The sequence below is a fragment of the Marichromatium gracile genome, assembly GCF_004343155.1.
In the GTDB taxonomy this organism is placed as follows: domain Bacteria; phylum Pseudomonadota; class Gammaproteobacteria; order Chromatiales; family Chromatiaceae; genus Marichromatium; species Marichromatium gracile.
On record NZ_SMDC01000003.1, the window covers coordinates 344438 to 356776 of the forward strand.

Consider the following 12339-nt stretch of genomic DNA (forward strand, 5'->3'; position numbering starts at 1 on the left):
GCCCTTCAGGTCGGGCCGTGGTCGATGGCGCGATGGATCGTCTCCAACACGACGTCGGTCTCGTTCAGGGCCTGACGGCTGTCGAATCGCAGCACGGTCAGACCGATATCGGCCAGCGCCTGATCGCGTCTCGCGTCCTTGGCCCTGTGCTCGGGGACTCGGTGCTGACCGCCGTCGATCCCGATCACCAGTGCGGCCTTGGGGCAGTAGAAATCGACGATGAAGCCGAGCAGCGGTTTTTGTCGGTAGAGCCGCGGACCGTGGACCTGTTTGCGACGCAACCGCTGCCAGAGCGCCTGTTCGGCCTCGGTCATGTTGCTGCGGAGGTGACGGGAGAAGGGCTTGAGCGACTTGTTGTAGGGTTGCAAGTTCGACCTTCCTGCCCCTTGGCTGAATCGGGCGTCAGTTCATGGCCTGTGGAGAAGGTGGTTGCTCGTCGCGTGAAGTCCGGTTTTGTGTTGATGCTCGAAGGCTGGGGGATGGTCGGGGGTCTCCTTTTACCTTGCTTTTTTGATGGGAAATCCCCCCTAGCCCCCCTTTTCCAAAGGGGGGTACCTCAGGGTGTTCAAAGGGGAAGCCTCAGGGGGGTGTCCCCGCAGTTGCTGCACTGGCTCATCGCGCAACGCATGGCGTAGCGGCGCAGGTTGCTGGAAGGCGCGGCTGGCGTACTGGTGAGTAACGTCTCCAACCCAGATCTTCCTCTGACGCAGGAGGGAGCATCCCCTCATTGACGTCTCCAACCCAGCTCCCCCTCCGGCGCAGGGGGCATCCCTCATTAAACGTGTCCAACGCAGTTCCCCTTTGACAAAGGGGGGTAGGGGGCTCGCTGAGCTGGGCGTCACCCGTCTGATCAACGCGCCCGGATCGCCCGCCCGAGCAGATGTTCTCCATCGTCGTCGACGCCGGTGATCTCGACCTCGACCAGGGTGTTGGTGTCGATCGGGTCGGGCAGGGCAGTGAAGCGGACCGGTAGGTAGTTGGGGGTGTAGCCCTGGCCCGGCAGGGCGCGTGCCGGGTCGGGGGGCTGCTCGCAGAGCACCTCGAGACGGGCGCTGCGCTGTTCGTGCAGCAGCTGGGCGCGGCTGGCGGCGGCCAACTGCTGCAGCGCCTGGCTGCGCGCGCGCTTGGTGGCGGTATCGACGCGTCCGGGCAGGGTGGCGGCCAGGGTGCCGGCGCGGGGCGAGTAGGCGAAGGCGTGGATGTGGCCGAAGCCGACGGTCTCGACCAGCGACAGGGTCTCGCGCCAGTCCTCCTCGTCCTCGCCGGGGAAGCCGACGATGACGTCGGTGGTGACGTTGAGCTCGGGGCGCGCCGCACGGCCCGCGGCGACCAGTTCGATGAAGGCCTCGCGCTTGCAGCGTCGGGCCATGCGGCGCAGCACCCGGTCCGAACCGCTCTGTACCGGCAGGTGCAGGTGCGGCATCAGTCGTGAATCGGCGAACAATTCCCAGAAGCCTTCCGGCAGGTCCCAGGGTTCGAGCGAGCCGAGCCGCAGGCGCTCGATGCCGGTATCGGCGAGCACTGCGGCGATCAGCTCGCCGAGGTCACTGCCCTGGTCATGACCGTAGCCGCCGAGGTGGACGCCGGTGAGCGCGACCTCGCGCACCCCCTGGCGCGTCAGACGGTTGATCACACTCACCACCTGAGCGATCGGACGGCTGCGCTCCTCGCCACGGGCGCGGGTGGTGATGCAGAAGGTGCAGTTGTAGCGACAGCCGTCCTGCACCTTGACGAAGGCGCGTTGGCGCCCACGCGCGAACAGCGCCTCGGCGCCGCCGGCGGTAGCGCTCTCGGGCATCAGCGGCAGCGTCAGGGTGGCGCGCGCGATCTCCACCAGCCGGTCCTTGTCGGCGTTGCTCACCACCAGATCGACGCCGGACTCGCCGGCCAGCGCCTCGGCCTCGAGCGCGGCCAGACAGCCGCTGACGATCAGCCGCGCGCGCGGGTTGTCGCGCTGGGCGCGACGCAGCAGCTTGCGCGACTTGCGCACCGCCTCCTGGGTGACGGCGCAGGTGTTGATCACCACCAGGTCGGCGCCCTGGTCGTCGTCGGCGAGCTGGATTCCGGCGCGGCGGAACTGCTCGGCCCATTCCTCGAGTTCGGCCTCGTTGAGACGGCAGCCGAGGCTGTGTAGGCGGATGGTGGGAGCGGGGGCATTGGTGCGGTGCATGATCGGCCGGGACTGCGGTGGAGCTGGTGTTGCGCGGAGCGGCAAGTATTATAGGGGGTTGTCGGGACGAGGGCATCCGCTCGGTCGTGCGCTGGGCCAGGATGCGACGAATCCCGGGCAGGGCGTAGCGCCGGCCTTCGGTCGATGATGCTGGGATTGGGGGTCTTGCGCGGATCGGACGATCCAGAAGGGAAGATGGCGGAGAGGGTGGGATTCGAACCCACGGACCCGCAAGCGAGTCACTTGATTTCGAGTCAAGCCCGTTCGACCACTCCGGCACCTCTCCAAGTGCTGGCGGTCCGCGCATGGCGCGGCAGCGAGTCGGCAATATTAATGGTGTCGTCCCGGCTTGTCTACCCCTGTTTTGCGGGTTGGTGTCTCCGTCCCGCGTCTCGGGGCGCGCCGGGACCGCTCAGGGCAGGATCTCGATCGGGGTGCCGTCGGCCACCAGCGACCAGATCTGCTCGATCGCGGCGTTGTCGACGGCGATGCAGCCGGCGGTCCAGTCGCCGTTGCGGCGGGTGTCGGGACCGGTGCCGTGGACCATGATGGCGCCGCCGGGGTCATCACCGTGGAGACGCGCGCGCAACCGGTCGCCGGGACCGGGGTAGGAGATGTGCAGGGCGCGGTGGAAACGGCTGGCGGGGTTGCGCCAGTCGATGCGATAGCGTCCCTCGGGGGTGCGCCCATCGCCCTCGCGGCGTTTGTGGCCGAGCGGCTGGAAGCCGAGCGCGATGGCGTAGCTTTGCAACACCGCGCCGTCACGCAGCAGATAGAGTCGGCGCTCGGCCTTGCGCACGAGGACGCGGTCGGCCATGTCGGGGCGCGGGGGGCGGAAGTCGTCGGGCGCGCTGGTCGGGCGCAGTGGCTGGGGGAGGGCGAGCAGCGACATCGCGCGAGCCGATGGCAGGAGCGTCAGCCCGAGCAGCGTGCCGAGCAGCGCCCGGCGCCCGGGGGTGGGCGATGGGCGTTGCTCGGCGGTGTGGATGACGCGGGACATGCGCGCATCCTCGCGATCGGATCAGCTCTTGCGATAGATGCGCAGGGTGTCGCCGATGTCGAGACGCGAGTCGGAGAGGGCGTTCCAGCGCTGGAGGTCGTCGACGGTGACGCCGTAGCGGCGGGCGATCACGCTCATCGAGTCGCCGCTGCGCACCCGATAGGTGACCAGCGCGTTGCTGCCGGGGATGCGCAGCTTCTGCCCCGGGCGCAGGGTGTCGTCGAGATCGAGATGATTGCTCTCGGCGAGTGCGCGTACCCCGAGGTCGTGACGGCGGGCGATGGCGCTGAGGGTCTCGCCGCGCTTGACCACGTGGACCAGTGCCTTGGGCGTCGTGCGCACGGGCTTGGCAACGGCGACCGCCGGGCGTGCCTGCGGGGTGGTGCGCTCGCGGATATGGACGCGGCTCGAGGCGCTGTAGGCCGCGGGCGTGACCACCTCGGCCTGGGCCAGCGCCTTGCGCAGCAGCGCACCGCTGCCGGCCGGCACCAGCAGGTTGGCCTGGGCGCCGGGGGCGGTACGCGCGCGCTTGAGACCGGGGTTGAGTCGCTTGAGGGTGGCCAGTTCGACGCCGCTGGCGCTGGCGAGCTTGGCCAGCTCAACCGCGCCCGGGGTGCGGATCAGCTCGAGCTGGGGGCGATCGGGGAGCGGCGGCAGGGCCAGGCCGTATTGCCCGGGGGTTGCCACCAGACGCGCGGTGGCGAGGATCTGCGGCACATAGTCGCGGGTCTCGGTGGGCAGTTGCAGCGACCAGAAGTCGGTCGGCTTGCCCTGGCGGCGATTGCGCTCAACGGCGTTGGCCACGCAGCCGGGGCCACAGTTGTAGGCGGCCATGGTGAGCGCCCAGTCGCCGTCGAACTGGGCGTTGAGCTGTTCGAGATAGTCGAGCGCGGCGCGGGTCGAGGCGAGCACGTCGCGCCGCTCGTCGTACCACTGGTCCTGGCGCAGTCCCATCGCACGTCCGGTATAGGGCATGAACTGCCAGATCCCGGCGGCGGCCTTGGACGAGGTGGCACCGGGGTTGTAGCGGCTCTCGACCTGGGGCAGCAGCGCCAGCTCCATCGGCAGGCCGCGCCGTGCGATCTCGTCGACGATCAGGCGCAGATAGGGGCGGGCGCGGTCATTGAGTCGGGTGAGATAGCGCGGATCGCGCTTGAAGCGTGCGATGACCGCCTCGACCCGCGGGTTGTGCTGGTCTTGCAGCCGCATGCCGGCGCGCACCCGCGTCCACAGGTTGCCACCGCCGCCGGTGGTCGCGAGACCCTTGCCGCTGTCGGTGGCCTCGAGGCTGCTGATATCGACCGCGGGTCGGACGAAGCCGTATTCGCGGGCCGAGACGATCTGGGGGCGTGCGTCCGAGTCCTGTTCGGCGCGGGTGAGTGGTGAGTCCTTGACGCAGCCCGAGAGGACGGGCGCGAGCAACAGGGGCAGCGCGCACAGCGTGCGTGCCAGACGTGAAACATCAGGCATTGAATCCCCGGGAGGCGTTAAGTGTTTGTAAAGAAGGATTTTTTGAATTTTCGCGCGTCATCATAAGCCAAACCCGGGGGGGATTTCCAGACCCGAGGTCGGGAATTGGGTGCGCCTGAGGAGACGACAGCGCGGGGCCGCTGCGGTTACCATGGCCGCCTCGAAGAGGCTGCCGCATGACTGCTTGCAAGGGGCCAGACTCCCCGCTCGCCCAACTCCAGCGCTGGTATCGCTCGCCGCTCGGCACCGAGCTGGCGCGGCTCGAGTGCGCCTGCGTACAGCAGTTGCTGCATGACACCTTCGGCTATTATCTGGTGCAGGTCGGCGTCACCGAGAGCTTCCGCGACGCACTCGCCACCAGCCGGATCCGGCATCGCATCGCCATGCCCTGCGATCCGCCGCCGCTGGCCCGGGCCCCGGCGATCGTCGGACTGGCCTCGCAGTTGCCGTTGGCCTCCGACAGCATCGACGCGCTCTTCCTGCCCCATACCCTCGATTTCTCGCCCGACCCGCAGGCGGTGCTGCGCGAGGCCGAGCGCACCCTGATCCCCGAGGGACGACTCATTGTCATCGGTTTCAACGCCCTCAGCACCTGGGGTCTGCGCGCTCTGCTGCGTGGCGCGCGAGGGCCGGCACCCTGGTGCGGTCGCTTTCGTACCCATTATCAGATGGAGGCCTGGTTGTCCGATCTCGGTTTTGCGCTCGAACGGCGCGAGTTCCTGATGTTCCGTCCGCCGCTGACCCGGGCGCTTGGCCCCGGCGGGCCGCGTATCGAGACCCTGGGGCGGCGTCTGCTGCCGGCGCTCGGCGGGGTCTATGTGCTGCGCGCGGTCAAGCGGGTGTCGACGCTCACCCCGCTGCGTCCGTCGTGGCGGGGTCGCCGACAATTGTTGCCGGGACGGGTTGAACCGACCGCACGGAGGAATCCACATGTCTGAGGCGGTGCACGCCTATACCGATGGCGCCTGCAAGGGCAATCCCGGCCCCGGCGGCTGGGGGGTGCTGCTGTGCTGGGGCGAGGCCGAGAAGAGCCTTTGCGGCGGCGAACGCGAGACCACCAACAACCGCATGGAGTTGATGGCGGTGATCATGGCGCTGGAGTCGCTCAAGCGGTCGAGCGAGATCGAGATCACCACCGACTCGCAGTACGTCAAGCGCGGGGTGGGCGAGTGGATGCCGCGTTGGAAGCGCAACGGCTGGCGGACCGCCAGTCGCCAGCCGGTGAAGAACCGTGACCTGTGGGAGCGGCTCGATGCCGCGCTCGCCGACCATCAGGTGCGTTGGCACTGGGTCAAGGGGCATGCCGGCCACCCCGGCAACGAACGCGCCGATCAGCTCGCCAATCAGGGTATCCCGAGGTAGATGGCCATGCAGCAGACACGTCAGATCGTGCTCGATACCGAGACCACGGGTCTCGACCCGCAGGACGGGCATCGCATCATCGAGATCGGCTGTGTGGAGCTGGTCGACCGACGCCTGACCCGCAACAACTTCCATTGCTATATCCAGCCCGATCGCGAGATCGATGCCGGCGCGGTCGAGGTGCACGGCATCACCAACGACTTTCTCGCCGACAAGCCGCGCTTCGGCGAGCTGGCCGAGGCCTTTCTCGACTATGTGCGCGGCGCCGAGCTGATCATCCATAACGCCGCGTTCGATGTCGGGTTCCTCGACCACGAGCTGCGGCTGTGGCAGCCGGAGGCGCCGCGTATCGAAGCGCTGTGCTCGGTCACCGATACCCTGATGATGGCGCGCCGCCTCCATCCGGGACAGCGCAACAGCCTCGATGCGCTGTGCAAGCGCTACGACGTCGACAACTCGCAGCGCGACCTGCACGGCGCCCTGCTCGACGCCGAGATCCTCGCCGATGTTTATCTGGCGATGACCGGTGGGCAGGTGAAGCTCGGGCTCGGCGAGGTCGAGACGGCGGGCGAGGGCGCTCAGGGCGCGACCGGGGAGCACGGCCGGATCAGCGCCGAGCGCCCGCCGTTGCGGGTGGTGCGGGCCGATGAGCGCGCGCTCGGGGCGCATGCGGCGCGGCTCGAGGCGATCGACAAGGCGAGTGCCGAGGGCTGTCTGTGGTTGCGCGAGCCGGGTTGAGCGGCGGTGTTCCGTGTGCCGGGGCGTGAGTTGCGCTCACCCCCGCTCGCGTCTCAGTGGAGCGGTCCGCGCGCGCCTGAGGGTAGGCGGACTCGGTCGCTCCAGTGCGCTCAGCGCTGCTGGTTCTGGCGTCGGCCCTGACCGTTGCCGCCGACCAGCGCCTCGAGCGCGGGCAGGTCGAGCAGTTCGATGTGCTTGCGGTCGACGCGCATCAGGCCGTCGTCCTGGAAGCGGGTGAACAGCCGGCTGACGGTCTCCACCGCGAGCCCGAGATAGTTGCCGATCTCGTGGCGCGACATGCTGAGATAGAAGTCGGAGGGCGAGAGCCCGCGTTTGTGCAGGCGCTGCGAGAGGCTGAGCAGGAAGGCGGCGAGACGCTCCTCGGCGTTCTTCTTGCCGAGCAGCAGCAGCATGTCGGTGTCGTGACCGATCTCCTTGCTCAGCAGCCGGTACATCTGATGCTGCAGACTGGGGATGGAGCAGGTGAGCTCCTCGAGTCGCTGGAAGGGGATCTCGCAGATCGCCGAGGTCTCGAGCACCTTGGCCGAACAGGCGTGCTCATCCTTGTCGATGGCGTCGAGACCGATGATCTCGCCGGGCAGGTGAAAACCGAGTACCTGCTCGCCGCCCTCGGGGCTGGGGGCGAAGGTCTTCACCGAGCCGGTCTTGACCACGTAGAGCGAACGGAAACGATCTCCGTCGCGAAACAGGAAATCCCCCCGATGGAGCGGTCGGGTGCGCTTGACGATGTCGTCGAGGCGCTCGACGTCCTCCTGTGTCAGCCCCATGGGCAGACACAGGGATGAGAGCGTGCAATTCTTGCATGCGACCCGAATCGTCTCTAACGAAACCACTTTTCGCTGGCTCACGACAACACACCTTTCCGCCGACTCACCCGGAATGAGTGGTCGTATTGATCTGGATCAAATATCTTCTTTTTTAACCGGAACCATCCTGGATTACAAGCCGGTTAACGTGTCGGCGTACTCGTCATGGCGACGATTACCCACAAAAAAACCGCGCCAGGACTGGCGCGGCTTCTTGTCGGCGCTGCGCTGAGCGCAGCTGCGGATTACTTGGAGCCGCTCTCCGCAGGGGCTGCCGGCGCGGCCGGTGCGCCGTAGGGCGCATAGGGGACGCCACCGTAGTAAGGCGCGCCGTAGCCGTAGGGTGCGCCGTAGCCGTAAGGTGCGCCATAGCCGTAGGGGCCGTAACCGCCGTAGTAGGGGTAGTCGTAGCCATAGCCGTAGCCACGGCCCCAGCCGCGCCCGCGGCCCCAGCCGCGCCCGCCGCCGCTCATGTTCATGTTGAAGTCGCCCCAGCCGTCTCCGAACATGTCGTTGAACCAGTCACCCCAGCCGGAGCCGTAGCCGGGGCCGTAGCCACCCCAGCCGGGGCCGCCCCACCATGCCTGGGCGGTGTTCATCGAGAAGGCAGCGGTACCGGTGATGGCAGCGATACCGATCACTTTCGCAAGCTTATGCATATTGCCACTCCTGACTATTGAAATGCTTCAGCCGTTGTGGTCCGCCCGCCGGGGCGGAGGGGCGCGTCGGTCTGCGAGACGAGGCGCAAGCGGAATATACGCGGCACGCCTGGCTTTGTGAAGGCGACGGGGTGGCGAATCGTGTACGTCGGGTCGGACTCGGCAACCCATGATGCGCCGCGGATTGAGCCGAGCACGCGATTTTGGTAGTTTGTCCGGGCATTCGGGCGACCGCCCTCGACTCCCTCCTGCTTCCATATGACAAAGTATATTTTCATCACCGGCGGTGTTGTCTCATCGCTGGGAAAAGGCATTTCCTCGGCATCGCTCGGCGCACTCCTCGAGGCGCGTGGCCTGAAGGTCACGATGATCAAGCTCGACCCCTACATCAACGTCGATCCGGGCACCATGAGCCCGTTTCAGCACGGTGAGGTCTACGTGACCGATGATGGGGCCGAGACCGATCTCGATCTGGGCCACTATGAGCGTTTCCTGCGCACCCGCATGGGTCGCAACAACAACTTCACCACCGGCCAGATCTACGAGAGCGTGCTGCGCAAGGAGCGCCGCGGCGAGTATCTGGGCCGCACCGTGCAGGTCATCCCGCACATCACCGACGAGATCAAGCAGAGCATCCGGCTCGGCGCCGAGGGCGCCGATATCGCGATGGTCGAGATCGGCGGCACCGTCGGCGACATCGAGTCGCTGCCCTTCCTCGAGGCGATCCGTCAGATGCGCGTCGAGGAGGGTCGCGAGAACGCGATGTTCATGCATCTCACCCTGGTGCCCTATATCCGCACCGCCGGCGAGATCAAGACCAAGCCGACCCAACACTCGGTCAAGGAGCTGCGCTCGATCGGCATCCAGCCCGACATCCTGCTGTGTCGCGCCGAGCATCTGCTGCCGGAGGACGAGCGGCGCAAGATCGCGCTGTTCACCAATGTCGACGTGGCGGCGGTGATCTCGGCGATCGACGCCGACAACATCTACCGCATCCCGCGTCTGCTCCACGCCCAGGAACTCGACGCCCTGGTGGTGCGCCAGTTCCAGCTCGACGTGCCCGAGGCCGACCTCAGCGAGTGGGATCGGGTACTCGACGGCTTCGACAAGCCCGAGCACGCGGTGCGCATCGGCATGGTCGGCAAGTACATGGACCTGACCGAGGCCTACAAGTCGCTCTCCGAGTCGCTGGCCCACGCCGGAGTGCACACCTCGACCAAGGTCGAGGTGGTCTATGTCGACTCCGAGCAGGTCGAGCGCGAGGGCACCGCCTGTCTCGAGGGGCTCGACGCCATCCTCGTCCCGGGCGGCTTCGGCGAGCGCGGCGTCGAGGGCAAGATCGCCACGGTGCGCTATGCCCGCGAGAACCGCGTGCCCTATCTCGGCATCTGTCTCGGCATGCAGGTGGCGGTGATCGAGTACGCCCGCGATCTGGTCGGTCTCGAGGGCGCGCACAGCACCGAGTTCGATCCCAAGACCCCGCATCCGGTGATCGGCCTGATCACCGAGTGGCGCGACGACCAGGGGCGGGTCGAGACCCGCGACGCCGACGGCGACCTCGGCGGTACCATGCGTCTCGGCGGTCAGAACTGCCGGCTCGAGCCGGGCAGCCTGGCGCGCAGCGTCTACGGCGAGCCGCAGGTGCGCGAGCGTCATCGTCACCGCTACGAGTTCAACAACCGCTACCTCAACCAGATGAAGGACGCGGGGATGCGTTTCTCCGGCTGGTCGCTCGACAACCGGCTGGTCGAGATCGTCGAGATCCCCGACCACCCCTGGTTCATCGCCTGCCAGTTCCACCCCGAGTTCACCTCGACCCCGCGTGACGGCCACCCGCTGTTCCGTGGCTTCGTCGAGGCGGCGCTCAAGCAGCGCCAGCTCACCGGCGGGCAGGACGACTGATGCGCCTGGCGCACTTCGAGGTCGGACTCGACCGGCCACTGTTCCTCATCGCCGGCCCCTGCGTGATCGAGAGCGCGGGGCTGGCCGAGGAGACGGCCGGACGGCTCAAGGAGATCACCGACGCGCTCGGCATCCCCTTCGTCTACAAGTCCTCCTTCGACAAGGCCAACCGCTCCTCGCTCGGCAGCTTCCGCGGCCCGGGCATCGAGCGTGGTCTGCAGATCCTCGAGGCGGTGCGCCAGCGCATCGGCGTGGCGGTGCTCACCGACGTGCACGAGGACACCCCGCTCGACGAGGTCGCGGCGGTGGTCGACGTGCTCCAGACCCCCGCCTTCCTCTGCCGTCAGACCAACTTCATCCGCGCCGTGGCCGCGCAGGGCAAGCCGGTCAATCTCAAGAAGGGGCAGTTCCTCGCCCCCTGGGACATGAAGCACGTGGTCGACAAGGCCCGTGACACCGGCAACCAGCAGATCATGGTCTGCGAGCGCGGCGTCTCCTTCGGCTACAACAACCTGGTCTCGGACATGCGCGCGCTGGCGGTGATGCGCGAGACCGGGTGCCCGGTGGTGTTCGACGCCACTCACTCGGTGCAGCTGCCCGGCGGCCAGGGCACGAGTTCGGGCGGTCAGCGCGAGTTCGTGCCGGTGCTGGCGCGCGCGGCGGTCGCCGCCGGCGTCTCCGGGCTGTTCATGGAGACCCACCCGGACCCCGATCAGGCGCTCAGTGACGGTCCCAACGCCTGGCCGCTGGGACGGATGCAGGCGCTGCTCGAGACCCTGGTCGAGCTCGACCGCACGGTCAAGCGCAGTGGTCTGATCGAGCAGAGCGGGTCCGAGTCGTCGAGTTGAAGGGGCCCGCGTCAGACCTGGCGCGCGCCAGACATCCCAGAATTCATCATCGACCCTAATTTCTGAGGAGAATCGAAGCATGTCCGAGATCGTCGACGTCCGTGCCCGCGAGGTACTGGACTCCCGGGGTAACCCGACCGTCGAGGCCGATGTGATCACCGCCGATGGTGCCATCGGTCGCGCCATCGTGCCCTCGGGCGCCTCCACCGGCTCGCGCGAGGCGCTGGAGCTGCGCGACGGCGAGGCCGAGCGCTTCTGCGGCAAGGGTGTGCGCACCGCGGTGGCCAACATCCAGGGCGAGTTGCGCGAGGCGCTGATCGGCATGGACGTGCTCGACCAGCAGGCGCTCGATCGCCGCATGATCGAGCTCGACGGTACCGACAACAAGGGCCGGCTCGGCGCCAACGCCCTGCTCGGGGTGTCGCTGGCCAACGCCCATGCCGCCGCGCAGGAGAAGGCCGTGGCGCTGTTCCGCTCGATCTCGAGCGGTCCCTACCGCCTGCCGGTGCCTATGATGAACATCATCAACGGCGGCGAGCACGCCGACAACAGCGTCGACTTCCAGGAGTTCATGATCATGCCGGTGGGTGCCACGAGCATCCGCGAGGCGGTGCGCTACGGCGCCGAGGTCTTCCACGCGCTCAAGTCGGTGCTGCACGCCCGTGGCCTGGCCACCAGCGTTGGCGACGAGGGTGGTTTCGCCCCCGACCTGGAGTCCAACGAGGCGGCCATCGAGGTCATCCTCGAGGCGATCGAGAAGGCCGGCTACAAGGCCGGTGAGGACATCTTCCTGGCGCTCGACGTCGCCGCCTCCGAGTTCTACGAGGACGGCCAGTACCACCTCAAGGGCGAGGGCCGCACCCTCGACGCCGAGGGCATGGTCGACCTGCTCGAGTCCTGGGTCGATCGCTACCCGATCCTCAGCATCGAGGACGGCCTGGCCGAGGGTGACTGGGACGGCTGGAAGACGCTCACCGAGCGTCTCGGTGCGCGGGTGCAGATCGTCGGCGACGACCTCTTCGTCACCAACACCAAGATCCTGCGCGAGGGCATCGACAAGGGCATCGCCAACTCGATCCTGATCAAGGTCAACCAGATCGGCACCCTCACCGAGACCCTCGAGGCGATCGCCATGGCGCACGCCGCCGGTTATACCGCGGTGGTCTCGCACCGCTCCGGCGAGACCGAGGACACCACCATCGCCGACCTGGTGGTCGCCGCCGGCACCGGTCAGATCAAGACCGGCTCGCTGTCGCGCTCCGATCGCATCGCCAAGTACAACCAGCTGATGCGCATCGAGGACCAGCTCGGCGACGAGGCCGTCTACGCCGGTCGCGACGCCTTCAAGTGGCTGTGAGCGACG

General features: G+C 67.6%; 13 protein-coding genes and 1 tRNA gene. 7 read left to right on the forward strand and 7 right to left on the reverse strand.

All coding sequences use genetic code 11. The features are described from left to right. Nucleotides 1-5: 5 nt before the first annotated feature. The 5 genes from EDC29_RS07200 to EDC29_RS07220 form a co-directional block, all read right to left on the reverse strand. Nucleotides 6-368, reverse strand: a complete 363-nt coding sequence (locus tag EDC29_RS07200; protein WP_123142234.1) for an endonuclease domain-containing protein — start codon at nt 366-368, stop codon at nt 6-8. Nucleotides 369-850: 482 nt separating this feature from the next. Then, nucleotides 851-2170 carry a tRNA (N(6)-L-threonylcarbamoyladenosine(37)-C(2))-methylthiotransferase MtaB gene (gene mtaB, locus EDC29_RS07205; protein ID WP_132229155.1) on the reverse strand — a complete coding sequence of 440 codons (1320 nt, stop codon included), beginning with the start codon at nt 2168-2170 and terminating at the stop codon, nt 851-853. 196 nt (nt 2171-2366) lie between these two features. Then, a tRNA-Ser gene (locus EDC29_RS07210) sits at nt 2367-2456 on the reverse strand. Between the two features lie 126 nt (nt 2457-2582). Further along, nucleotides 2583-3170, reverse strand: a complete 588-nt coding sequence (locus EDC29_RS07215) for a L,D-transpeptidase family protein (RefSeq protein WP_132229157.1) — start codon at nt 3168-3170, stop codon at nt 2583-2585. Nucleotides 3171-3191: 21 nt separating this feature from the next. Beyond that, a complete protein-coding gene (locus EDC29_RS07220) occupies nt 3192-4640 on the reverse strand; it encodes a LysM peptidoglycan-binding domain-containing protein (RefSeq protein ID WP_123140070.1) in 1449 nt (482 codons plus the stop codon). Nucleotides 4641-4816: 176 nt separating this feature from the next. Between EDC29_RS07220 and EDC29_RS07225 the strand changes: the two genes are divergently transcribed. From EDC29_RS07225 to dnaQ, 3 genes are read left to right on the forward strand one after another with little or no spacing between them, the layout of a single operon-like run. After that, entirely contained in the window at nt 4817-5578 is a 762-nt protein-coding gene (locus tag EDC29_RS07225) for a class I SAM-dependent methyltransferase (protein ID WP_132229159.1), read from the forward strand. Continuing rightward, nucleotides 5571-6002, forward strand: a complete 432-nt coding sequence (gene rnhA / locus EDC29_RS07230) for a ribonuclease HI (protein ID WP_005222591.1) — start codon at nt 5571-5573, stop codon at nt 6000-6002. The genes EDC29_RS07225 and rnhA overlap by 8 nt, the downstream gene beginning before the upstream one ends. A 6-nt stretch (nt 6003-6008) precedes the next feature. Further along, nucleotides 6009-6740, forward strand: coding sequence for a DNA polymerase III subunit epsilon (dnaQ, locus tag EDC29_RS07235; RefSeq protein WP_132229161.1), 732 nt, complete (start codon nt 6009-6011; stop codon nt 6738-6740). Nucleotides 6741-6850: 110 nt separating this feature from the next. On the opposite strand, the gene fnr is transcribed toward dnaQ, so the two are convergent. Then, on the reverse strand, nt 6851-7609 hold the full coding sequence (fnr, locus tag EDC29_RS07240; protein ID WP_062275660.1) for a fumarate/nitrate reduction transcriptional regulator Fnr: 759 nt from the start codon (nt 7607-7609) through the stop codon (nt 6851-6853). On the opposite strand from fnr, the gene EDC29_RS17265 reads away from it, so the two are divergent. Next, entirely contained in the window at nt 7551-7799 is a 249-nt protein-coding gene (locus EDC29_RS17265; RefSeq protein WP_165913445.1) for a hypothetical protein, read from the forward strand. The two genes, fnr and EDC29_RS17265, sit on opposite strands and share 59 nt — an antisense overlap. A gap of 13 nt (nt 7800-7812) precedes the next feature. Here EDC29_RS17265 and EDC29_RS07245 read toward each other — a convergent pair whose 3' ends face one another. Beyond that, a complete protein-coding gene (locus EDC29_RS07245) occupies nt 7813-8226 on the reverse strand; it encodes a sulfur globule family protein (RefSeq protein ID WP_123140073.1) in 414 nt (137 codons plus the stop codon). A gap of 258 nt (nt 8227-8484) precedes the next feature. Between EDC29_RS07245 and EDC29_RS07250 the strand changes: the two genes are divergently transcribed. The 3 genes from EDC29_RS07250 to eno all read left to right on the forward strand — a co-directional run bounded on the left by EDC29_RS07250 (nt 8485) and on the right by eno (nt 12333). Then, nucleotides 8485-10128 (forward strand): CTP synthase, encoded by a 1644-nt coding sequence (locus EDC29_RS07250; protein WP_190287899.1) that lies wholly within the window; start codon nt 8485-8487, stop codon nt 10126-10128. Beyond that, nucleotides 10128-10976, forward strand: a complete 849-nt coding sequence (gene kdsA / locus EDC29_RS07255) for a 3-deoxy-8-phosphooctulonate synthase (RefSeq protein ID WP_123140074.1) — start codon at nt 10128-10130, stop codon at nt 10974-10976. The genes EDC29_RS07250 and kdsA overlap by 1 nt, the downstream gene beginning before the upstream one ends. A gap of 79 nt (nt 10977-11055) precedes the next feature. Next, nucleotides 11056-12333, forward strand: coding sequence for a phosphopyruvate hydratase (gene eno / locus EDC29_RS07260; RefSeq protein ID WP_062275654.1), 1278 nt, complete (start codon nt 11056-11058; stop codon nt 12331-12333). Nucleotides 12334-12339 lie beyond the last annotated feature (6 nt).

Coding starts and splice junctions, on each gene's coding strand:
- kdsA (WP_123140074.1), top strand. CDS start 10,128: ATGCGCCTGGCGCACTTCGAGGTCGGACTCGACCGGCCACTGTTCCTC.
- dnaQ (WP_132229161.1), top strand. CDS start 6,009: ATGCAGCAGACACGTCAGATCGTGCTCGATACCGAGACCACGGGTCTC.
- EDC29_RS07220 (WP_123140070.1), bottom strand. CDS start 4,640: ATGCCTGATGTTTCACGTCTGGCACGCACGCTGTGCGCGCTGCCCCTG.
- eno (WP_062275654.1), top strand. CDS start 11,056: ATGTCCGAGATCGTCGACGTCCGTGCCCGCGAGGTACTGGACTCCCGG.
- EDC29_RS07225 (WP_132229159.1), top strand. CDS start 4,817: ATGACTGCTTGCAAGGGGCCAGACTCCCCGCTCGCCCAACTCCAGCGC.
- EDC29_RS07250 (WP_190287899.1), top strand. CDS start 8,485: ATGACAAAGTATATTTTCATCACCGGCGGTGTTGTCTCATCGCTGGGA.
- rnhA (WP_005222591.1), top strand. CDS start 5,571: ATGTCTGAGGCGGTGCACGCCTATACCGATGGCGCCTGCAAGGGCAAT.
- EDC29_RS07215 (WP_132229157.1), bottom strand. CDS start 3,170: ATGTCCCGCGTCATCCACACCGCCGAGCAACGCCCATCGCCCACCCCC.
- mtaB (WP_132229155.1), bottom strand. CDS start 2,170: ATGCACCGCACCAATGCCCCCGCTCCCACCATCCGCCTACACAGCCTC.
- EDC29_RS07245 (WP_123140073.1), bottom strand. CDS start 8,226: ATGCATAAGCTTGCGAAAGTGATCGGTATCGCTGCCATCACCGGTACC.